This is a genomic window from Brenneria salicis ATCC 15712 = DSM 30166 (assembly GCF_003315515.1).
GTDB classification, from domain to species: Bacteria; Pseudomonadota; Gammaproteobacteria; order Enterobacterales; family Enterobacteriaceae; genus Brenneria; species Brenneria salicis.
On record NZ_QNRY01000007.1, the window covers coordinates 66524 to 87571 of the forward strand.

Below are 21048 nucleotides of genomic sequence, written 5' to 3' on the forward strand. Positions count from 1 at the left end.
TCAAGCCAGATTAGAACGAATCGGCGGCAGCAGCCAGATTTGCGCCGCCTCAATAATTTCATTCATTCGTTTTTCATCCCATTCGCGCACAATTCTATGCAGATAGTCGTCCTCTCCCTCGCCCGGCGCTCCCTTATTCCCTTGCCAGGCCGATAACAGTTTGGCGCGAGCTTTGCTCTGTGTTTCATCATCCCATTGAATACTATCACTTTCGCGATCATAGCACTGCGCCAACCACGCGCCGCCCGATTTGTTGAGCAGCAGGAGCGGCTTATTCATCCCTTGCTGATAGCCGTCCAGCAGTTGTTGCAGCAATGCCAAAGCCTGTTTCTCCGGTATAGGAGCGAATCGCCAGGCCGTTTTTTCACGCCCGTACATCCGGCTTTCCCCCTGCCCCCCCGAAAGGCAATAGACCAGATGTTCCAGCCACAACATCATGCCGTCCGTCATGGCGAGTTTTACGGGACGCCAGCGCAACAGACCATCAGGTTGCACCTGAGCCAACCAGCCTCGAAGATGGACATCATCAATGCGGATATCGATTTCCATGCTTTCCGCCGCACCCGGCGTCATTTCCTCACGTATGCGTGCGGCCAGTTCAGCCATTTCCTCTTGTTGCGCCTGCCAGTATAGTTCGCCAAACGCGCCGAAGGGCAAACCGCCCGCGGCACGAACACGCCGGTATAATCGTGCGGGATCTTCCTGGGCAATCAGCGTATTAAGCAATTCGGTATTCAGTTGATAGCGACTCAGGTTGTCGAGGGTGAACGGTTCTTCATCAAGAAGTTCGTCATTTTGCAGCATAAACCTAACGCCCAACCGATGCTGAAAGAACGCCCGCACCGGATGCCGGTAAAAACGTTTTAAATCGTCCAGATTGATGTCGGTATAGCGTTCCTGCGGCAATTCACGATCAAAATCAGGCGCGGCTCGTCCCTGCCGGTTGGCCGCCGCCAGCCACTCCCCGGCAAAGCTTTGCGGCACCGGTTCCGCGAGAAAGTTTTTTGCATCAAACGGCATCCGGCTATGTTCGTGACACAAATGGCGAATAACTCGCTCCGCGCTGCTATCAATATCGAGCGCCGCATCATCCGGCAGGTAGTGACTTTGCGCAATGTATTCAGTCAGTTCACTGACCAGCACGGAAGGATAGCGTCGGGTGTTATCCTGTATCGAACGACCGATATAGCTGATATACAGCTTGTTCTGAGCGGACAGCATCGCTTCCAGAAACAGGTAGCGATCGTCATCGCGACGGCTGCGATCGCCCTGCCGGATGCTTTTCCCCATAAGATCGAACCCCAGAGGCGGCAACGTGCGCGGGTATACGCCATCATTCATTCCCAGCAGGCATACCACTTTGAAGGGAATCGAACGCATGGGCATCAATGTGCAAAAATTAATGGCGCCTGCCAGAAATCGCTGGCTGAGTCGCTCCTGATCAAGCCTGCGGGAGAGCTCATCACGCAGGATCGATATCGGCACCGCCTGGGGATACTGGGACGCCGTACCCATGCCGAGCACGTGTTGCCACTGTTTCTCAATCAACGCCAATGCAGCTTCCGTATCGCTGTCCGCTTCAAAAAAGGTTTCCAGCAGTTGGCGACACACAGGCAACCATTGCGTCAACTCACGCGGTTGACTCAGACGCTGGCGCCACCCATGAAGCTGCATTAGCAATTCAGCCAATTGTCCGGCGAGTTCCGCCACCAGACCGCTGGATTCGTCGTAAGGCAGTACCCCTTGCCACTCGCCGGCCTGACTGTCCATAGCGTAACCCAGCAACATGCGCGTCAACCCAAAGCGCCAGGTATGCTGTCCGGTGGCAGGAAGCCTCAGTTCCCGAACGTTATCGTCGTCCAGTCCCCAGCGAATACCAGACTCCACGACCCATAAACGTAAACGGCGCAACCCCTCTTCCTGGATGCCGAAACGCGCCGCTAACGCAGGCACTTCCAACAACGCCAGAACCTGCTCGGCGGTAAAGCGGCTATTGGGCAAATCCAGCAGGTTGATCACCGCCTGTAACGCTGGGTGAGCGTAGCGTGCCCGTTGATCGGAGATTGCATACGGCAAATGGCGCTCAGGCGGAGCATTACCGAATACGGCCTGAATAAACGGCGTATAACCATCAATATCCGCCATCATGACAATGATGTCGCGCGGCGTCAGTTGCGGATCATCTGCCATCATAGATAAAATCTGATCGTGCAGCACTTCAACTTCACGTTGCGGACTGTGGCAAGCATGGATATCGACGGAACGATCACGGCGATCCAACGGACGTTTCTTCACGCTGGTTTCCAGCGATGCCTTGCTGACGGCCACCACCGCATGATCTTCCAGTTCCAGAATATCGCGTTGCAGGGTGCGCAACAGGCTATCCGCATCCAAATCCACGAACGCGTCCACCTCCTGTAGCGCATCAAGTTCGGCCAGCAGATACAAATGATCACGACCTAACTTTCCCCAGGACGACAATAACGGATTATTAAGCCGCTGTTCCCCCTCAGCGTTGAACAACCCATCAGCCTGTTGCGGATCACGAAATAAGGCGCGGTGGCTTTCAGGCTGAGCGCTGTCCCAGCGATGCAGCCGGCGATGGCGATTTTTCAGCCTGGACAAAAACTTATAATCCTGAATGTCGCTCCAGTAATGACGACAAGGATTGGTAAACAGCAGATGCACATCAATATGGCGGGCCAATCCATGCAGCGCCTGTAAATGGACCGGCGGCAACGCGGATATACCGCAAATGAAAATCCGCGGCGGTAATCCAGGCGGACAGGTTTTTGCCTTTTCCAGCGTTTGAATAAAACGTTGGTACAACATCGCATGATGCCATTCGGGTTGTTGCAGTTCCCTGGTGTAATCGACCAATGCCCGCCACAGGGCGGCCTGCCAGAGTTGGTTACCCCCAAGACCGTCCACCTGACGGCCTGCTTGCCATTGCGCGATCCACTGCGGACGATAAATCAGATATTGATCGAAAAGATCGGCGATACGTCCGGCAAGTTGGTGCAACTTCCGCTGATCGTCATCATCCTGTAGATAATGGCGCAGTAGAGCAAAATCAGGTTGTTCCAATTGTTCAGGCAGCAAATGCATCAGCTTCCAGGTCATCATCTCTTTGCTGAAAGCACTTTCTTTCGGTATGTCGGGAAAAATATGACGGCACATATCCCACAAAAAAACGCCGGGAAGCGGAAAATGGATATTGGCGGCGATGCCGAAATGTCCGGCCAGTTCAATCTGCAACCACTGGGCCATGCCAGGGCTTTGCACCAGAATCACTTCCTGCTGAAAAGGATCCTGAAGCGGCTGACGTTTAATCAGTTCGACCATCAGTCTTTTCAAAATATCCAACTGGTTGGAATGATAAACCGTAAACATCCTGGCTCCTGTCATGCCGCTAAGTGTGACCAAATTATCCACTAATGGATTGCGCCGCCTGACAAAACCAGCGGGTAAGCCGCGCCTGATAGTTTGTCGGCGTCGTGACGGTTGCCGTCACTTTCCTGCACTCAGCCGTCAGTCTTTGCTCTGACAAGCCGGACTGCCACTTTCGTCCGATTCCTGTGGTGGGATCAAGCATTGTTTTGTCATGAATCTTGTCATCAGACGCCATGCCATCATTGAGTATCCCCGTGTACGCGACCCCCGCCTCATACGCGTCCAGTTGCTGCGCAACCAGACGCCATGCCTGCCGTTGTTGCCACTGATGCAGAAACGACTGTTGCAATAGCTGGTGATATTGCAGTAAACCCAGCAGCGATAGGGTTAACAATAATGCCGCAACCAGCGTTTCTGTCAGGCTAAAGCCCCTCTGCGAGTAGAACGGCCTGAACATCATGGCGTTATTCCGGGTCAGCACAGCGTTCGGCCTCGCTATCCGGGCAGAAATCCAGCCAGCCGCGGGATACCGCCTGAAGCGTGATCCGATCGGATGTCAGACCCGAGAAAACCACCCGCTGATACAGGAAAAGCGGACGACGCTGGGATGGCAGCAGTCCCTCGCCCCGCAATAACCCCAGCCCCTCATCAGACGCTTTTTTCAAACAGACGTTCAACGCGTCGCTTGCCAGCGTCTGGCATGTCCAGTCATTCTGTACCTGCGGCCAGACCACATGTATACCCCAGTTCAGCGAAGATAATGCCTGATTAAACGCCCGCAGGTAATGGCGCTCATCATTTCCCATTTGTATCGTCGCATCAAGCTGGCGTTGCAGGCCAGACATGAGCAGCAGCCCGATAACCGCAATCAACATCACCATGACCAGCGTGCCGCCGCCATACTGTTCTCTCCTGTTCATTGATTGCGTCCCAGGATCAAACGCGTGACGTTACGCTGAACGGCTGGGCGTTTTGTCCAGAATCCGGTCAGTTGCAATTGGTATAGTTTAGCCCCGGCCTTGCCAGCCACAGGTTGTATGCGGAAATGCGTCAGCATCACTTCCTGTGGATCAAAGAGCTTCTCCCAACGATCGCCACGGCAGTTATGCGCGCCGCTTTGGATCTCCAACGCTCCGGCACGCAGCCGATAGCCAAACGATTCCTGTTCCTGCTCTCCTCCGTCCCAGATGCCATTGCGGTTCAGATCGTAAGAGACGTTCAGACAACTATTGGGCATTTCTCCCGGATAGCGCGCCAGCGTCATCACCGCGCCCTGACACGCGCCCGCACAAAAACCCGCACGGCGGATATCTTTTTCCATGCCGGCAATCACCTGACTAAATAGCTGTTCCAGCCGAAAATACTGCGCGCTGTTTTGGCTCTGACTACGCAAAATGGGATACCACTGGGCGGCGGACAACATAATCAGGCTGCTCAAACTCAGCGCCAGCAGAATTTCGGGCAGGGTGAAACCCCGGTGCGCAAGCCTCAGCATAACGGGATCGCCAGAACTTGCCGTTCTTCACTGCACAACCGCATACGCCCACGCACGGAGATGATCAGGCGTAGCTTTCCTGCCGGATTCATCAACGTGATATGCCCCGCCTGCGCCGTACTGCGCAAACCATAAAAAACAAAGCGATTGCTGGTTGCATTCGCCACCGTCATCGTCTGGGTGGGGCTGACATATTGCTGGCCGCTTGCTTCACGGCACAACATATTTTCCGCCCGACGTTCGGCATCACTAACCACACACCAGCGTTCTCTCTGCCGTACCAGTTGCGCCGTGCGGGTTTGATTATGCCAATAGGCATTGGCCTGAACCCGATTAAGAAAATCCATCAGTTGCTGCGCGCCCTGCTCCAGACGCAACGCCTGCTGATAGCCTATCCACGCCTGCATGCCGCCGCCAGCCAATAACGCGACAATGGTCAAAACGACCAGTATCTCAAGCAAGGTAAACCCCCGCGATTGCCGATTGTTTGTGTTCATAGCGGCAGTGTAGATATTTTTATCATTCAATACAGTTGATTAGCGTTTTTTTTGCATACCGATACGCAATGTTTTATTGCAACGATGTAACGACAAAACAGACCTGCGGGAAGACGGGAAAAAATAAGCGGCAATAAACCGACGCAGGAAACAGGCAAACAGGGTGCGCCAATTAAAAAGGGCGCAAAAGCGGCCCTTTAAGATCATCAATGCAGGGAGCTAGCATCAAATCGCCACAGGCGCTTTGATTGGCGGATGCGGATCGTAACCTGCGATGTCGAAATCTTCAAAACGGTAATCAAACAACGTATCAGGACGGCGTTTTATCACCAGTGTCGGCAGCGCGCGCGGTTCGCGGCTCAATTGCAGATGCGTCTGTTCCATATGGTTGTTGTAGAGGTGCGTGTCGCCGCCGGTCCAAACGAAATCGCCCACGTCAAGATCGCACTGTTGCGCCACCATATGCACCAGCAACGCATAACTGGCGATGTTGAACGGCAGTCCCAGGAAGACATCGCAGGAACGCTGGTATAGCTGGCAGGATAATTTGCCGTCGGCGACATAGAACTGGAAAAAGGAATGGCAAGGCGCCAGCGCCATTTTGTCCAATTCCCCGACGTTCCAGGCCGAAACAATAATACGGCGGGAGTCAGGATCCTGTTTCAACTGTGTCAGCACGTTTTTCAACTGGTCGATCTGACGTCCATCGGCCGCGTCCCATGCGCGCCATTGTTTACCGTATACCGGGCCGAGATCGCCGTTGTCATCCGCCCACTCATCCCAGATGCTGACGTTGTTGTCATGCAGATAACCAACATTGGTATCGCCATTCAGGAACCACAGCAATTCGTGAATAATGGAGCGCAGATGACAACGCTTGGTTGTGACCAGCGGAAAACCGTCCTGCAAATTGAAACGCATCTGATGGCCGAAAATAGAGCGGGTGCCAGTGCCGGTGCGGTCTGCTTTGGGCGTTCCTTCATCAAGCACTTTTTTCATCAGATCCAGATACTGTTTCATACTACCTCACCACAAAATTAAAGAATGATACCCGACTAGGATTGTACCGGTTGACGACGGTAGGCCCAGACCATCATCAGGATACCGGCGATCACCATCGGCAACGATAGAATCTGCCCCATACTGAATACGCCGCCAAACAACCCTAGTTGCGCATCCGGCTGACGGAAAAACTCGCTGATGATGCGGAACAGGCCATAACCAATCAGGAACAGGCCCGAAACACTCCCCATAGGCCGGGGTTTGCGAATAAACAGATTCAACAGGATAAACAGCAACACCCCTTCGAGCAGCATTTGATACAACTGGGATGGGTGGCGCGGCAACATGCCGTATTGATTGAAAATCGCCAGCCATTGCGGATTGCTGGCCGCCAGTTCCAGATCTTCGCCGCGTGAGCCGGGAAACAACATGGCCCAAGGCGTATTGATAGTGACACGTCCCCACAGTTCGCCGTTGATAAAGTTCCCCAGACGTCCCGCCCCCAAACCGAATGGAATCAAAGGCGCGATAAAATCAGATACCTGAAAGAAATGGCGTTTGGTCCTGTAAGCAAACCACATCATAACGACGATAACGCCGACCAGACCGCCGTGGAACGACATGCCGCCATCCCAGACTTTGAACAGATAGAGCGGATTTTCCAGAAAGGAGGGAAAGGCATAGAACAGAACATAGCCCAGACGCCCGCCGACAAAAACGCCGAGGAAGCCGATGTAAAGCAGGTTCTCGACTTCTTCTTTCTTCCAGCCGCTGCCCGGTTGGTTAGCCCGACGTCCCGCCAGCCACATGGCAAACACAAAACCGACCAAATACATCAGTCCATACCAATGCAGCGCCACCGGACCGATTGAAAAAATCACTGGATCAAACTGAGGAAACGCCAGATAGCTCGTTGTCATCGTTCACCACATATTTTGTTGTATGTCCCCCACGAACGGGGCATTCCCTGGCCAGGGCAGGAATATCATCCTTTCCCGCCAGGCGCGGCTGCGCATCATAGCATAGCGCATCGGATTCGATGGTTGCCGTGCGGAAAAAGATCTGTAAACCTTTATTCAAAATCGAAAAATCAGCGCCCGCCTCGCACCAATCCGCCCAGCCCGCGCTCTTCAATAAAATGCGCAGCCGATTGTCTGACCTCGCTGGCGGTGTGCGCATTCAGCAGTTGTTGCGCCAGAGATTGCGCGTCAGGCAGCGCGATCTGGCGCAGCAGATACTTGATGCGGGCAACACTGCGACCATTCATACTCAGCGTGCGATATCCGAGCCCTGTCAACAGCAGCGCCCCCAACGCTTCTCCGGCCATCTCGCCGCATACCGAAAGCGCTAGGTCGTGTCGCAGGCACTCAACGGCGATGAGATTGAGCGCCTGAAGCATAGCCGGGTGCAGGCAGTCATACAGCGAAGCGACATGGGCATTGTTGCGATCGACGGCCAGCAGATACTGGGTGAGATCATTGGTGCCAACCGAAACAAAATCGATACGGGAAGCCAGATGCTGCAACAAGAAAATCATTGACGGCACTTCCACCATGATGCCGATCCGCGGTTTAGGTTGTGGAAAGCCCAGCATCTCTTCCACTTCACCCGCCGCCTGATCGATAAGGCGGCGGGCTTCGTCAATCTCATCCAGACTACTGATCATCGGCAGCAGAATATTCAGGTTGCCGAGATGCGCATTCGCCCGCAGCATGGCGCGGATCTGAATCAGAAAGATTTCCGGCTGATCGAGGGTAATACGAATACCGCGCCAGCCGAGGCAAGGATTCTCTTCGCTGATGGGCAGATAAGGCAATGGTTTGTCCGCGCCGATATCCAGCGTTCGCAACATTACCTGACGCGACGGGTAGAGTTGCAGCATGCTTTGGTATTGCGCCAGTTGTTCCTCTTCCGACGGAAAACCGCTTTGCAGCATAAAGGGGATTTCCGTGCGATACAGGCCGACGCCATCGACCTGATTAATAAACCGTTTCTCATGATCCGCGCTCAAACCCGCATTCAACATAATCTGGATGCGCTCGCCGCTTTTTAGCACCGCGGGACGTTCCATATCGTCTTCAGCCAGGCGGGTAAGCTCGTTTTCTTCAATCAGCAGACGCTGATATTCCTGCATCAGCACCGGTTCAGGGTCCACCAGCAGTTCGCCACGATAACCGTCGATAATCAGCAGACGTTGATGAAGCATATCAGGCTGAATATCCGCACCGACCAATGTCGGCAGCCCCATGGCGCGCACTAGGATCGCGGCATGAGAATTGGCGGCGCCGTCATACACCACGACGCCGGCCAGACGCTCCGGCGGAAGCTCCGCCAGCAAGGTGGCGGTCAGTTCATCGGCGACGAGAATGAAACGTTCAGGCCACTGCCCGGTAATCTGCGCATTATCGTCAAGATGGAATAGCAATCGTTGCCCAAGCGCCCGCAAATCCCCGGCACGCTCACGCAGATAGGAGTCCTGTAAATTGGAAAACTGCGCCGCGAAGCGTTCGATCACCAGTTTAACCGCCCATTGCGCCGCGTTGCCTGCGTCCACTTCCTGAAACAGTTCACGCTTGAGATGCGCATCATTCAACAGATGGGTATACAAATCGAAAATCGCGGCGCTTTCTTTTTGGGCGCTGGCGTTGAAACGTTTGCTGAAGCGCCGAAACTCCGCCGTCGCATCTTCTAACGCCTGCATCAGACGAGAACGTTCGCGTTCGCTATCCAGACTCGATGCGGGAAAAACCTGATCCAGGGAAGGCTGGCTGCAATCCTGCCAGCCCGGTGCGATCGCCACGCCGGGTGAGGCTACCAGCGCACTGATGCGCGTCTGACGGTATTGGCCAAACAGCGTCTTGATCTGCGACAGAGAAAAAATGGCGGCCATTTGCGTCGCCAGCGTGACCATGAATGACTCTTCATTCTTGTTAAACTGACGATGCTCTCGCTGCTGGACGACCAATACCCCCAGCAACTGACGACGATGAATAATGGGAACCCCTAGAAAAGAGCGGAAATGCTGCTCTTTTACCGCAGGGATATACTTGAAACTGGGGTGAGTCGGGGCATCAGCCAGATTAATCGGTTCGGCGCGCTGGCCGACCAGACCGACCACGCCTTGCCCAAATGCCAACGTAACGGTTCGACCACGCGGTTTCTTTAAACCACGCGTCGCCATCAGGTAGTAGCATTGGTGATCGTGGTCAGCCAGATAGATCGAACAGACCTCCGTGTCCATTGCCTGACAGGTTTCATTGACCAGAATTTCCAGCGCATCATTAAGGCGAGCCGCCGCCGCTACTTTTTCAACAATTTCTCGCAAGCGCGTGAGCATGATGTGCCTGAATTACCCTCTTTTTCGTCGGGAGTCAGACGGAGATGCCGAGCGTGTCGCCGCACTCTCCTGGAGTTGTATTACCGGGCTGATAAATTCCTTCATTACACGACGGTAAACATCGCGTTTGAAAGACACAACCTGACGTACCGGATACCAGTAACTGACCCAACGCCAGCCATCAAACTCAGGCGTGCCACTGCTTTGCATATTGATATCAGACTCATTACACATTAACTGTAGCAGAAACCATTTTTGCTTTTGGCCGATACAGACCGGTTTAGTATCCCAACGCACCAAACGTTTCGGTAATTTATAACGTAACCAGTTGCGGGTAGATGCCAGCACGCGGACATCTTTTTTCTTCAGTCCCACCTCTTCAAACAGTTCACGGTACATTGCCTGCTCTGCGTTCTCGCCGGGGTTTATCCCCCCTTGAGGAAACTGCCAGGAGTGTTGACCGTAACGACGGGCCCATAAGACCTGCCCCTGCCGATTACAAATTACGATACCCACGTTCGGGCGGTAGCCATCATCATCGATCACCGGACTACCTCGATATACTTTAAATGCAAAGATGACCTGATTGTTTCACACTCCCGGCAGGCGGTAAACCACTGCTTAGCGCTGTTATCGCTCTAATAAAAAGCAGATAACCCACAGATAGAACCAAAGTTATAAACATGTGCAACCACAGAATAGCGGTTTATTCACTATTTCTGTGGACATCTTTGTGCAGAACCCATGAAGAAGTGAGTAAAACTTACTTTTTGCAGATAAAGAATTATCGGACTAACTAAAAAATATAGTTTTATTTTCATAATATTAAGTATCCACTTCACAGAAAGATCATTGCAAAGGATCCTGTGTGAATTCTTATCAACGCGCTGCTGGCGAAAGATCGTTCTATGTCGATTTTATCCACAGAGACAACGACGACATCAGGCAATAAATAGGCAAAAACAGCAAAAACCCATGACGTCAAGGCTGTAAATCAAACCAGTAATCCATCTTCACGCAGGTTATCCAAGAAATCTGTGGATAACCTGGTGTAAGATCCTGTTCATTGTTGGTTTCTATACGTGCACAGTTTAAAAAAGCGCATCCCACTTGGTTTTCGTATCAAAAAAAAGTTCTACGAATCATGCTATTATTGAATTCTTTAACAGCTTCGCACGCTGTACATTAATGTTTTTCACCCGCTGTGTTTTTTTTAAGCGGTAAACATCAGGTCAGACAGCCATGAATTCACCATCCGTGCTTACCGCGCCACCACATAACGAACTGGAACTGCTGCAACGCGCTCAGGTGCTGGCAGGTTATAACCTGGCTGAACTGGCCAGTATTGCGAAGTTGCCACTGCCCGCTAATCTGAAACGTGATAAAGGCTGGATAGGTGTGTTGCTGGAGCGTTTCCTGGGCGCCAGCGCGGGCAGCAAACCAGAGCAGGATTTCCCCAATATCGGTATTGAACTGAAAACCATCCCTGTTGATGAACAAGGCCATCCGCTGGAAACCACGTTCGTCTGCGTCGCCCCCCTGACCGGCAACAGCGGCGTTACCTGGGAAAACAGCCACGTTCGGCATAAGCTGGCGCGCGTGCTGTGGATCCCGGTTGAAGGTTCACGGCCAATTCCCTTAGGTGAACGACGGATTGGTACGCCGCTTATCTGGAGCCCCAACGAAAAGGAAGAGGAGCAACTGCGCCGTGACTGGGAAGAGTTAATGGATTTGATTGTGCTCGGCAAGGTGGAAAGCATCACCGCACGTCATGGCGAAGTGCTGCAATTGCGTCCCAAAGCCGCCAATAGCCGCGCGCTGACGGAGGCCATCGGTGAGTTCGGGCAACCCATCATGACGCTGCCGCGCGGGTTCTATCTGAAAAAAACGTTCACCGCGCCCTTACTTGCTCGTCATTTTTTATGACGGTCTTCACACAATGGATTTCAGGAGTAAAGCGGTAACAATATCAAACCAGGAACCGCACATATCAAAAAGATAAAGCGTTTCGTTAGCAACACTTTCACTTGCCCACTCACTGATGTAGCGGCGTATAATGTCGTTCACGTTTCGTTTAAGGTGTATTGATACATGTTTGATTGGATTGTTGATCCGAATGCCTGGTTAGCGCTGGGAACGCTGACTATTCTGGAAATCGTTCTGTGTATCGACAACATTATTTTCCTATCGTTGGTTGTCGCCAAACTCCCCAAAGCTCAGCAAAATAAAGCACGCCATATCGGTCTTATGGGCGCCATGCTGATGCGTCTTGGGCTGCTGGCCTCGATTGCCTGGGTGATCCGCCTGACCCATCCCCTATTCACCGTGCTGGGCAATGAGATTTCCACGCGCGACCTGATCCTGTTTTTCGGGGGCTTGTTTCTGATCTGGAAATCGAGCAAAGAGATCCATGAAACCGTGGAAGGAAGTTCGGTGGATCATGTGTCGCAGGTGCACTCTTTCTTTGGCGCGATCGTGCAAATCATGCTGCTGGATATCATTTTCAGTCTGGATTCGGTGATCACGGCGGTGGGCCTTTCCGACCATCTGTTTATTATGATGGCGGCGGTGATTATCGCCGTTGGTGTGATGATGTTTTCCGCCCGCGCTATCGGCGAGTTTGTCGAACGCCATCCGTCAGTCAAAATGCTGGCGCTGTCGTTCCTGATCCTGGTCGGCTTCACGCTGATTCTGGAAAGTTTCGATGTTCATGTGCCGAAAGGCTACATCTACTTTGCGATGTTCTTCTCAATGTCTGTTGAAGCCCTGAATCTGCTGCGCGGCAAAAAGGCTAAAGCAACGGACTAAACGGTTTCAATCCTCGCGCCCATCAATCACGGCGGGCGCAATGAGGAAAACGCGGTGTCGCATCAGCGCGCCGCGTCATCTGCGCATCTTGCGTCGTTTTGACCCATTTTCTCGATCGCATTAACCAAAATTAACGTGTTCTCCATTAATTTTTTCCACTATTCCTACTTAATGCCGCCAGACTCTTTGCTAGACTCATTGAATGATCTTCAATTTTTTTGCTGGTGAAAACAGGTAAAGATAACAATGAAATTACGGGTAAAAATAGCGGTGACACTGGCGGTATTATTCACCCTTAGCGGCTGTTCGAGTCAGTATGTCATGGCGACAAAAGAGGGACAGATGCTGTTGACGCAAAGCAAGCCGGTTCTGGATAAAGAAACAGGAATGCTCAGTTACATTGATGAACAAGGCAACGAAAGACAGATTAACAGTAATGATATTTCTCAGATTATCGAACGCTGATTGCCGGATGCCCTTCTCACAACCGAACGCCATTACCACGCCGCCAGACAATAAAGAGGCTTCCCCCCATCGCGCGGCTTCGTTATAGTCAAATTCAGGTGTGTCATCCCCAAAAACTCCGGGTTGTAGAAAAGCACCAACGCGCCTGTCGCCTGAAAGCTCAGCGGGCATTGATGCATCGGTTATTTTCAGACATACAAGGAAGCTGGCAATGCAATATCACCGTATTCCCCATAGTGCTTTAGAAGTCAGTGTGCTGGGTCTTGGCACGATGACTTTTGGCGAACAGAATAGTGAAGCTGAAGCGCATGCACAGCTCGATCACGCCATTGCCGCTGGCGTTAACCTGATTGACACCGCAGAAATGTACCCTGTCCCGCCACGACCGGAAACCCAGGGGCTGACCGAAAGTTTTATCGGTTCATGGCTGAAATCCCGCGGCGGACGTGAAAAACTCATTCTGGCAAGCAAGGTTAGCGGCCCGACCCGCGGCAATGATAACGCTATTCGTCCACAACAAGCGCTGGATCGCAAAAACATCCGCGACGCGCTGGACGCCAGCCTTAAGCGCCTGAACACCGATTATATTGATTTATACCAATTGCACTGGCCGCAACGCCAAACCAACTGTTTCGGTAAACTGGGATATCAGTTTACCGAAGACAAACCGGCGGTGACTCTGCTGGAAACATTGGAAGCGCTGAATGAGCAGGTCAGAGCCGGTAAGATTCGTTACATCGGCGTTTCCAACGAAACGCCCTGGGGCGTGATGCGCTATCTGCATCTGGCTGAGAAACACGAATTGCCGCGCATCGTATCGATTCAAAACCCTTACAGCCTGCTCAACCGCAGTTTTAAAGTGGGGTTGGCGGAGATCAGTCAGCATGAAGGGGTGGAACTGCTGGCGTACTCGTCGTTAGCGTTTGGGACGCTGACAGGGAAATACCTTAATGGCGCAAAACCTGCTGGCGCCCGTAATACGTTGTTCAGCCGCTTTACCCGTTACACCGCGCCCCATACTGAGTCGGCAATCGAGGAATACGTCGCGATGGCGCGCAAACATGGCCTGGATCCGGCGCAGATGGCGTTGGCTTTCGTCCGCCAGCAACCGTTTGTCGCCACCACCTTGCTGGGGGCTACCTCGGTGGAACAACTCAAGATCAACCTGGCGAGTCAGGATCTGACGTTAAATAGCGAGATTATGGACGAACTGGAAGCGATCCACCGCCGCTTTACGATCCCAGCGCCGTAATGTCCGCCAATATCGTTTGATGCGCCGCCCCTATCGGAGCGGCGTACCATCATACTCACTCAGAATGTCGCGCTGAACTGCATCCTGACGCTGTCGTCACGCGTATTTTTCCCCAACATGCCCTGATAACCCAGCGACAGTTTTCCGCTTTGCATCAGCCCCAAAGACATCCCTGCGCGCAGCAGCAAGGCATCGCGTTCAGCGCCCGACTTGATGGCGAATTCGTCGCCACGGGCAAAACGCAGCCGCATTTGATTATCATCAGACAGCATACGGCGCTGGTAGCCCGCATCCGTATAAAAAGCGACCGGCAACGGAGCGGAAAAACGCAGTTCACTGCGTAGCCCCAGCGTGGAAAACGCTGTGCCGCCAGTTTGCTTGCGCCAGTTTAGCGCCGCCTCACCGCCGTTTTCCCGTGCGCCGGGCATGTTCATCCAGACATAAGCCGCGTTGCCATAGGGCTCAAGGCTAAAATGATCGTTAAACGCAAAGCGGTGACTGGCCTCAGCAAAGCCCTGTGCCAGATGAGCACGGTAATTCGATCGCGCCCGACTCTCCAGCCCCGGCACGGTGATCGAACGTTCGCTTGCCATATCCAGATAGCTATATGTCGTACCGGCGCGGACGTCCATGCCCCACAGCGTGCTCCCCCAGAAACCCGCGAGATGATAGGCGGTGACATCCGTGCTGGACGCACGCTCATCGATTTTTATCTTGCTTTTCTCACTGCCGAGCGCAAAACCCAGGGTACTGTTTTCACCGATTGCATTACCGTTGCCGATTAAAAAGCCATAACCGCTATGCGTCACCTGGGCGAATCCCGGTTGTTCCACCTGCTCTTCATTAGCCCAGGAACTTAACCACAACGCATCCGCTTTCCCTTCACGCATCGAGCTATTGATAACGTCGCGCACATACCGACTACGCTGAAACATTGCGGAACGGGACGCGGCATAAATCTCACCGTTGAGGTTATCAAATGCGGCGCGGGCGGCTTCTTCACTTCTTGTATCGGCTATCATCGCAAAAACCTGGCCACGCTTCTGACTGTCAATCGCCTGGGCGACAGCGCTTTGATTAAGATTTTGCGCCACGTCGCTGAATGCCCGGCTATTACGCGCCACCTCCAGATAAGCCTGCTGGTCGCTGTAGCTCAGCGTATCGATCAGAAAAAGCGTCTGGCGCGGCGAGGTCAGCGGTTCAAAGGCTCCGGTTAGCTTGCCGCCCACGTTGACCAGCGAAAAACGCTCGCCAAACGCCTGCGGATACGCGTTTGTCAGCATGACTTTTCCCGCCAGATGCGCGTCCTGCGTAACCCTCAGGCTATCCGTCCGGCCCTGTTCATCAACCTCAAACGCATAGATGCCGCCTTGCCGGAAAGTTACATTGCCTACGGTCAATGTTCCAATGGACGTGCCGGGCGAGAGCGTAGCGCCGTCATCAACCGTCACGCTGCCGGCAATCTTGCCATGACCGCTCAGCGTCGCGGCGGATTGCACCCAGACATCGCCAGCCAGACTGCCTGTTCCCCCCGCGACAGCGCCGACCACAACCTCGCCGCCCTGGATGATGGTGGGCCCGGCATAGCTGTTATCGCCCGTCAGATAAAGCGTGCCATCACCTTGCTTACGCAAACCGACGTCGCGCCCAAACAACGCGCTTTGGGGATTTTGATTGCGAACCTGAACAATGTCATTACGCCAGGCGCTATCCACGCCCTGGGTATCAATGCCATACAAAGCATACTCGCCGCCGTTCGCCCCGCCGCCAATATCGTCATCGCTCAGCCGCCGCGCGTTCAGCGCGCCCGGCCCTTGCACCGCTTTATAAGCGTTCACGATCCCCTGGCCGAACAGCGATTGATATTCGTCCTCAGGCAGCACAGTGATATTCTGCTCGCTGGCCGCTTCAAGGATCATATCTCGCAACCGCTCCTTCACATCGTTGGGGGTTAAATCTGTGATTAACGAGCCAAGCAGAGCATTTATCTCGTCTTCAGTGACCGTGAAATCGCGTCGGGTTGAATAAAATTTCAGCGTAGTATTGAGCAGATTCATGTCGCCATCGTATTCGTCGCGGGCGAGCATTATCGCTTTGGGACGATTATCGTCGCGCAACGGCGTCGCGGTGGAAAGTAAGACATCGGCAATCTGTTTACCGTCCAGATAGGGAAACGCTTCGCTAACCAGCGCGCCGACGACCGCCACGTAGGGCGCGGAAAACGAGGTACCACTGAACCTGGCATAAGAATTCTTTTCTGAGGTGGTGGAAACATCCACCCCTGGCGCCAGCAGACTGTATTCGCTGGCCCCCAAAGCCAGGTTACTGAATAGAGCGATAAAGGCCGCGCTATTGGAAGATTGCCGGGGATCATACGTCATCACGTTGAGCCAATTGTTGCCAATCCGGTTCTCCTGACCAGTAACCTCCAACCATGTGGGCAACCCGGCCAGCAACGCGGGTGTCAGATGTCCTTCATTCCCTGCGGATAGAACCATCAATTTTCCGCCTGAAGTGATTTTTTCCGCCAAATCGGTAAAACTGGGTATCAAGAGATTGTCTATCTCATCCCTGATCCCGGGAGAATAGCTATCGATATCATCATAATAGAGCGAAAGACCCCAGCTATTATTGATAATTTTGACATCCGGGTATTCCGCGATTTCTCCTATCGTCTGAGCGACGCTGGCAATGCTGAGATCGGTGCCGAGCGCCAGCAGATTGGCATTGTATGCAATGCCATGTACGCCGATACCATTCTTTGCCGCGCCTATCACCCCGGCAACAGCGCGGCCATGCGGCCATCCATCGGCAGCGGAGCTAATCCAGCGCGTTCTACCGTCCACCCGTCCCAGAAACTCCGGCCCTGACAAATCGGCGCTGGAATCAATAATCCCAACGGTTACGCCCCGACCACTAAATCCCAGTGCGTAAGCATCCGCCGCTTGTATCGAATCCAGCGACGCTGCATTGCTCAGATATTCCGGCGTTCGAAAATCTTTAGCGGTCGCCGCCAGCAATGACGTCGCCGGAAGACAAGCCATTACCCAGAGTGCGACCGTCAACAACCGTGACCACTGGCGGAATCTCGTTTTATGACTGATTACGTTTAGACATGACGTGTGCGTTCCATGCTCGAAACCAGGCATTACCCTGGAAAAAATCTCCATATACCCTCCATAGTATTTCACATCACAGGCAAAAAACCGCCTTCAAACGCTTTACGTTATACCGCGTTAGCATTACTAAAGAAAAAGTTATGAAACTATAATAATTGTAAGAAAATACGATATAACAAAAGAAAAAGGCAACATTCGAAAATGTTGCCTTTTTATAATCGATTGAAAATTATTAAAAATAATTTACTTGACTGACTGAAATAAATTATTACGTTTGTTTTCCAATGTAGTGACGCGTTGGCACACATCACGACCAAACTGTTGAAATTCCATTTCCTGATTGTTCCACTCAGTCTGAATCGCTTTTTGTAACCCGCCGAGATTGCCCATCATCGCCTGTAATGGGTTGCCGCCGCTGGACATCTGTTTTACGCCCATTTCATTGAGACTGTCCTGCAAGACGCCGCCCATACTCTGCTGCACCAGTTGCTTGCCATCCTGCTCGACCTGTTTGATCGCCTGATGGTGGAAGGTCAATCCATCGCTGCGGTGTTCAATGATGCGATTCATCTGCTGCTTGAGTTGCTTATCGAGCGTCGTCAGACGGTTACGCACATTACTGTCGCTGCCCAACTCCTGTACAATGATTTTATCCAGCGCGACGCGCGCTTTTTCCAGATGTTGCCGTGCCCCCTGATCGATCCACGGGATCTGCTGGCGCAGATCGTCCTGATAGGCTTTCGACTGCCGGCGTTGCTCGGCATTCAACGTCAAGGGCGTACCGTTACGTACCATATCTCCCTGCGGTGAAATCTGTAAATTCCCACTGGCGCCAACCACCTGCACCTGCTGCGGGCTGATGATGATATCGTCCTGCGGATTAACGCTACACTGATACGCGGCCTGAGCCTGCCAGGACATTAACATCAGTAAACCGAGAGTCATTTTACGCAACATATTTTCTCCTGAAGAAACAACGACGGAGGCGGGTAGAATCACTAGCCAGACGAAAAAGGCTGAATAACAATGATATGAGTAACAGTGGCGTTACTCAGCCGCGCCCTGATTTACAACAGGTCTTCGGGTAAATTCCACCAGATGTCAAACAGATCGCTAACTTTAACATCGGTCAGTTTCTGCTCTTCCAGCCAGCGGTTGACCAGTTGACGGTGTTCATCGGTGCAATGGCCGATCTTCTGCAAGCAGATTAATCCTTCCCATTGCAGATAACCGCTGCCTTCAAACGCCAGGCCATTCGGTTCAATGACGTCATCAACGAATTCATCCATCATGCGATCGATATCTTCGACGCTGGTCCCTTGCGGGAAACGCCAGCTAACGGAAAAACCTAATTCCTGAAACTCATCAATGTGCAATTTTTTCCGTAAACGACGGCTACGAGCTTGTGCCATGTCAATTCATCCTCTCAAACATAAGATCCCAAACGCCATGCCCCAAACGCTGGCCGCGAGCTTCAAATTTCGTCAGCGGACGTGATCGCGGCCGCTCAACGTAGTCATTATTGTCAGAAAGATTGCGATAGCCTGCGACAGCACTCATCACTTCGAGCATATGTTGCGCATAAGGTTCCCAGTCTGTAGCCATATGGAAGACGCCGCCAATCTTCAACTTGCGTTGCACCAGTTCCACAAAGGGCGTCTGCACGATACGGCGTTTGTTATGCCGGGCTTTATGCCACGGATCAGGGAAGAAAAGCTGCACCATCGACAGCGAACCATCGGAGATCATGTTTTCCAACACTTCCCCCGCGTCATGGCACATGACGCGCAGGTTGCCGATATCCGCCTCATGCGCTGACGCAAGACAGGCGCCCACGCCGGGCAAATGCACCTCAATCCCCATGAAATCCTGTTCTGGATGTTGCGCGGCCATGGTCACCAACGATGCGCCCATGCCAAAACCAATTTCCAGCACCACCGGCGCTTCACGACCAAATAGTGAGCTAAATACCAGCGGTTCCGTCTGATATTCCACGCCCATCACCGGCCAATAGTTATCCAGCGCCAATTGTTGCCCGTTGGTCAGACGTCCCTGACGACGAACAAAACTGCGTATCCGACGCAGCGGGCGTCCGTTTTCATCAAATTCCGGCGAGATGACATTGTTAATCATAAAGCGTGCTTACTGGCTGTCCGATTTCATTAAGGAAACGCGCATTATGCAAGGATACTGTGGTTTAGCAAGTCTGCCGCCTCGGAAAGTTCCGGTTTACAGCACCATGACTCTGTGCTGGAATCGCTGTCAGACTTTTACCTGCCGGATAGTGATCCCATTTTATGATGCAAGCGCAACAGTTCGCGCACCAGGTGCTGAACTGGTATCAGCGTTATGGCCGCAAAACCCTGCCATGGCAGCTTGAGAAAACGCCCTATAAAGTATGGCTGTCCGAAGTGATGTTGCAACAAACTCAGGTCGCCACAGTCATTCCCTATTTTCAGCGCTTCATGGCCCGCTTCCCTGATGTGAACGCCTTGGCGAATGCGCCGCTGGATGAAGTGCTGCACCTGTGGACCGGGCTGGGCTATTACGCCCGCGCCCGCAATCTGCACAAAGCCGCGCAAACCATCGCTTCCCGACACGACGGCGTTTTCCCGACCACATTCGATGAGGTGGCCGATTTACCCGGTGTCGGTCGCTCCACCGCCAGCGCCATTCTGTCTCTGTCGCTGGGACAGCACTACCCGATCCTGGACGGCAACGTAAAACGCGTACTGGCGCGCTGCTATGCGGTTGATGGCTGGCCGGGTAAAAAAGAGGTCGAAAAACGGCTGTGGACATTAAGCGAAGCGGTGACGCCAGCCGACGGCGTCAGCCAGTTCAACCAGGCGATGATGGATTTGGGCGCAATGGTGTGTACCCGCAGTCGTCCCAAATGCGAACTGTGTCCTCTCAATACAGGTTGCATCGCTTATGTCAACCAGAACTGGACGCAATATCCCGGCAAAAAGCCGAAACAAACGCTGCCGGAAAAAACCGGTTGGTTTCTGTTGCTGCAACAAGGTTCAAAAGTATGGCTGCAACAACGCCCCGCCGTTGGGCTGTGGGGAGGATTATTCTGCTTTCCGCAATTCAGCGCACGCCATGAATTGGAACAATGGGTACAACAACGCGGTCTGAATGTTAACGCACTCCAGCAATTGAACGCGTTTCGTCATACATTCAGCCATTTCCATCTGGACATCGTGCCGTTCTGGTTGCACGTCGGCGAGCAGGATCGTTCACTACAAAGGTCCTGCGTGGATGAAGGCGCAGGTCTCTGGTATAACTTAGCGCAGCCGCCTGCTGTCGGATTGGCTACCCCGGTTAAGCGCCTGCTGCGGGAATTGGCCCCGCCGCAGTCAGCATGGCTGAACGCCTGAGCAATTAATGAGGAACAAGCATGAGCAGAACGATTTTTTGTACTTTTTTTCAACGTGAGGCCGAAGGGCAGGATTTTCAGCTTTATCCGGGCGAACTGGGGAAACGCATCTATAACGAGATCTCCAAAGAAGCCTGGGCGCAATGGCAAACCAAGCAAACCATGCTTATCAACGAAAAGAAACTCAGCATGATGAATGTCGAAGATCGCAAACTGCTGGAACAGGAAATGATTAAATTCCTGTTCGAAGGGAAGGACGTACATATCGAAGGCTATACGCCCCCGAGTCATTGATACCGCA

The 21048-nt window shown here is 52.8% G+C and carries 19 protein-coding genes; 6 read left to right on the forward strand and 13 right to left on the reverse strand.

What is annotated here, in order from left to right:
* The 9 genes from recC to rppH form a co-directional block, all read right to left on the reverse strand.
* On the reverse strand, positions 1–3393 hold the full coding sequence (gene recC / locus DES54_RS05370; RefSeq protein ID WP_113865568.1) for an exodeoxyribonuclease V subunit gamma: 3393 nt from the start codon (positions 3391–3393) through the stop codon (positions 1–3).
* A gap of 34 nt (positions 3394–3427) precedes the next feature.
* Complete coding sequence (locus tag DES54_RS05375) at positions 3428–3853, reverse strand: prepilin-type N-terminal cleavage/methylation domain-containing protein (RefSeq protein ID WP_113865569.1); 426 nt, start codon at positions 3851–3853, stop codon at positions 3428–3430.
* A 4-nt stretch (positions 3854–3857) separates the two neighbouring features.
* Positions 3858–4313 (reverse strand): YgdB family protein, encoded by a 456-nt coding sequence (locus tag DES54_RS05380; protein WP_240634944.1) that lies wholly within the window; start codon positions 4311–4313, stop codon positions 3858–3860.
* Entirely contained in the window at positions 4310–4888 is a 579-nt protein-coding gene (locus DES54_RS05385; protein WP_113865570.1) for a prepilin peptidase-dependent protein, read from the reverse strand. The genes DES54_RS05380 and DES54_RS05385 overlap by 4 nt, the downstream gene beginning before the upstream one ends.
* Positions 4882–5385, reverse strand: a complete 504-nt coding sequence (locus tag DES54_RS05390; RefSeq protein WP_113865571.1) for a prepilin peptidase-dependent protein — start codon at positions 5383–5385, stop codon at positions 4882–4884. Before DES54_RS05390 ends, DES54_RS05385 begins: the two co-directional genes overlap by 7 nt.
* Before the next feature lie 225 nt (positions 5386–5610).
* Positions 5611–6405, reverse strand: a complete 795-nt coding sequence (gene thyA / locus DES54_RS05395) for a thymidylate synthase (RefSeq protein WP_113865572.1) — start codon at positions 6403–6405, stop codon at positions 5611–5613.
* Positions 6406–6440: 35 nt separating this feature from the next.
* Positions 6441–7307 carry a prolipoprotein diacylglyceryl transferase gene (gene lgt, locus DES54_RS05400; protein WP_113865573.1) on the reverse strand — a complete coding sequence of 289 codons (867 nt, stop codon included), beginning with the start codon at positions 7305–7307 and terminating at the stop codon, positions 6441–6443.
* A 170-nt stretch (positions 7308–7477) separates the two neighbouring features.
* On the reverse strand, positions 7478–9724 hold the full coding sequence (gene ptsP, locus DES54_RS05405) for a phosphoenolpyruvate--protein phosphotransferase (RefSeq protein WP_113865574.1): 2247 nt from the start codon (positions 9722–9724) through the stop codon (positions 7478–7480).
* A gap of 12 nt (positions 9725–9736) precedes the next feature.
* Positions 9737–10270, reverse strand: a complete 534-nt coding sequence (rppH, locus tag DES54_RS05410; RefSeq protein ID WP_113865575.1) for an RNA pyrophosphohydrolase — start codon at positions 10268–10270, stop codon at positions 9737–9739.
* A 696-nt stretch (positions 10271–10966) separates the two neighbouring features.
* On the opposite strand from rppH, the gene mutH reads away from it, so the two are divergent.
* The 4 genes from mutH to DES54_RS05435 all read left to right on the forward strand — a co-directional run bounded on the left by mutH (position 10967) and on the right by DES54_RS05435 (position 14249).
* Positions 10967–11650 (forward strand): DNA mismatch repair endonuclease MutH, encoded by a 684-nt coding sequence (gene mutH / locus DES54_RS05420; RefSeq protein WP_113865576.1) that lies wholly within the window; start codon positions 10967–10969, stop codon positions 11648–11650.
* 165 nt (positions 11651–11815) lie between these two features.
* The gene (locus tag DES54_RS05425) at positions 11816–12532 is read left to right on the forward strand and encodes a TerC family protein (RefSeq protein ID WP_113865577.1); all 717 of its coding nucleotides are present in this window, start codon (positions 11816–11818) and stop codon (positions 12530–12532) included.
* A gap of 246 nt (positions 12533–12778) precedes the next feature.
* Positions 12779–12997, forward strand: a complete 219-nt coding sequence (locus DES54_RS05430; RefSeq protein ID WP_113865578.1) for a YgdI/YgdR family lipoprotein — start codon at positions 12779–12781, stop codon at positions 12995–12997.
* Between the two features lie 211 nt (positions 12998–13208).
* Complete coding sequence (locus tag DES54_RS05435) at positions 13209–14249, forward strand: NADP(H)-dependent aldo-keto reductase (protein ID WP_113865579.1); 1041 nt, start codon at positions 13209–13211, stop codon at positions 14247–14249.
* A 59-nt stretch (positions 14250–14308) separates the two neighbouring features.
* Here the strand turns inward: DES54_RS05435 and DES54_RS05440 are convergent, their stop codons facing one another.
* The 4 genes from DES54_RS05440 to trmB all read right to left on the reverse strand — a co-directional run bounded on the left by DES54_RS05440 (position 14309) and on the right by trmB (position 19501).
* On the reverse strand, positions 14309–17314 hold the full coding sequence (locus DES54_RS05440) for an autotransporter domain-containing protein (RefSeq protein ID WP_169050470.1): 3006 nt from the start codon (positions 17312–17314) through the stop codon (positions 14309–14311).
* A 297-nt stretch (positions 17315–17611) separates the two neighbouring features.
* On the reverse strand, positions 17612–18325 hold the full coding sequence (locus DES54_RS05445; protein WP_113865581.1) for a YggN family protein: 714 nt from the start codon (positions 18323–18325) through the stop codon (positions 17612–17614).
* Positions 18326–18435: 110 nt separating this feature from the next.
* Positions 18436–18780: a YggL family protein gene (locus DES54_RS05450; protein ID WP_113865582.1), complete on the reverse strand. Its 345-nt coding sequence runs from the start codon at positions 18778–18780 to the stop codon at positions 18436–18438.
* Position 18781: 1 nt separating this feature from the next.
* Positions 18782–19501 carry a tRNA (guanosine(46)-N7)-methyltransferase TrmB gene (gene trmB / locus DES54_RS05455; protein WP_113865583.1) on the reverse strand — a complete coding sequence of 240 codons (720 nt, stop codon included), beginning with the start codon at positions 19499–19501 and terminating at the stop codon, positions 18782–18784.
* 164 nt (positions 19502–19665) lie between these two features.
* Between trmB and mutY the strand changes: the two genes are divergently transcribed.
* Both mutY and DES54_RS05465 read left to right on the forward strand, forming a co-directional pair.
* The gene (gene mutY / locus DES54_RS05460; protein WP_113865584.1) at positions 19666–20748 is read left to right on the forward strand and encodes an A/G-specific adenine glycosylase; all 1083 of its coding nucleotides are present in this window, start codon (positions 19666–19668) and stop codon (positions 20746–20748) included.
* A gap of 20 nt (positions 20749–20768) precedes the next feature.
* Positions 20769–21041: an oxidative damage protection protein gene (locus DES54_RS05465; RefSeq protein WP_113865585.1), complete on the forward strand. Its 273-nt coding sequence runs from the start codon at positions 20769–20771 to the stop codon at positions 21039–21041.
* Positions 21042–21048: the final 7 nt, after the last annotated feature.

Bases quoted from the DNA above. Each gene is read 5' to 3' on its own strand.
- recC (WP_113865568.1), bottom strand. From the start codon at position 3,393: ATGTTTACGGTTTATCATTCCAACCAGTTGGATATTTTGAAAAGACTG.
- DES54_RS05375 (WP_113865569.1), bottom strand. From the start codon at position 3,853: ATGATGTTCAGGCCGTTCTACTCGCAGAGGGGCTTTAGCCTGACAGAA.
- DES54_RS05380 (WP_240634944.1), bottom strand. From the start codon at position 4,313: ATGAACAGGAGAGAACAGTATGGCGGCGGCACGCTGGTCATGGTGATG.
- DES54_RS05385 (WP_113865570.1), bottom strand. From the start codon at position 4,888: ATGCTGAGGCTTGCGCACCGGGGTTTCACCCTGCCCGAAATTCTGCTG.
- DES54_RS05390 (WP_113865571.1), bottom strand. From the start codon at position 5,385: ATGAACACAAACAATCGGCAATCGCGGGGGTTTACCTTGCTTGAGATA.
- thyA (WP_113865572.1), bottom strand. From the start codon at position 6,405: ATGAAACAGTATCTGGATCTGATGAAAAAAGTGCTTGATGAAGGAACG.
- lgt (WP_113865573.1), bottom strand. From the start codon at position 7,307: ATGACAACGAGCTATCTGGCGTTTCCTCAGTTTGATCCAGTGATTTTT.
- ptsP (WP_113865574.1), bottom strand. From the start codon at position 9,724: ATGCTCACGCGCTTGCGAGAAATTGTTGAAAAAGTAGCGGCGGCGGCT.
- mutH (WP_113865576.1), top strand. From the start codon at position 10,967: ATGAATTCACCATCCGTGCTTACCGCGCCACCACATAACGAACTGGAA.
- DES54_RS05425 (WP_113865577.1), top strand. From the start codon at position 11,816: ATGTTTGATTGGATTGTTGATCCGAATGCCTGGTTAGCGCTGGGAACG.
- DES54_RS05430 (WP_113865578.1), top strand. From the start codon at position 12,779: ATGAAATTACGGGTAAAAATAGCGGTGACACTGGCGGTATTATTCACC.
- DES54_RS05435 (WP_113865579.1), top strand. From the start codon at position 13,209: ATGCAATATCACCGTATTCCCCATAGTGCTTTAGAAGTCAGTGTGCTG.
- DES54_RS05445 (WP_113865581.1), bottom strand. From the start codon at position 18,325: ATGTTGCGTAAAATGACTCTCGGTTTACTGATGTTAATGTCCTGGCAG.
- DES54_RS05450 (WP_113865582.1), bottom strand. From the start codon at position 18,780: ATGGCACAAGCTCGTAGCCGTCGTTTACGGAAAAAATTGCACATTGAT.
- trmB (WP_113865583.1), bottom strand. From the start codon at position 19,501: ATGATTAACAATGTCATCTCGCCGGAATTTGATGAAAACGGACGCCCG.
- mutY (WP_113865584.1), top strand. From the start codon at position 19,666: ATGATGCAAGCGCAACAGTTCGCGCACCAGGTGCTGAACTGGTATCAG.
- DES54_RS05465 (WP_113865585.1), top strand. From the start codon at position 20,769: ATGAGCAGAACGATTTTTTGTACTTTTTTTCAACGTGAGGCCGAAGGG.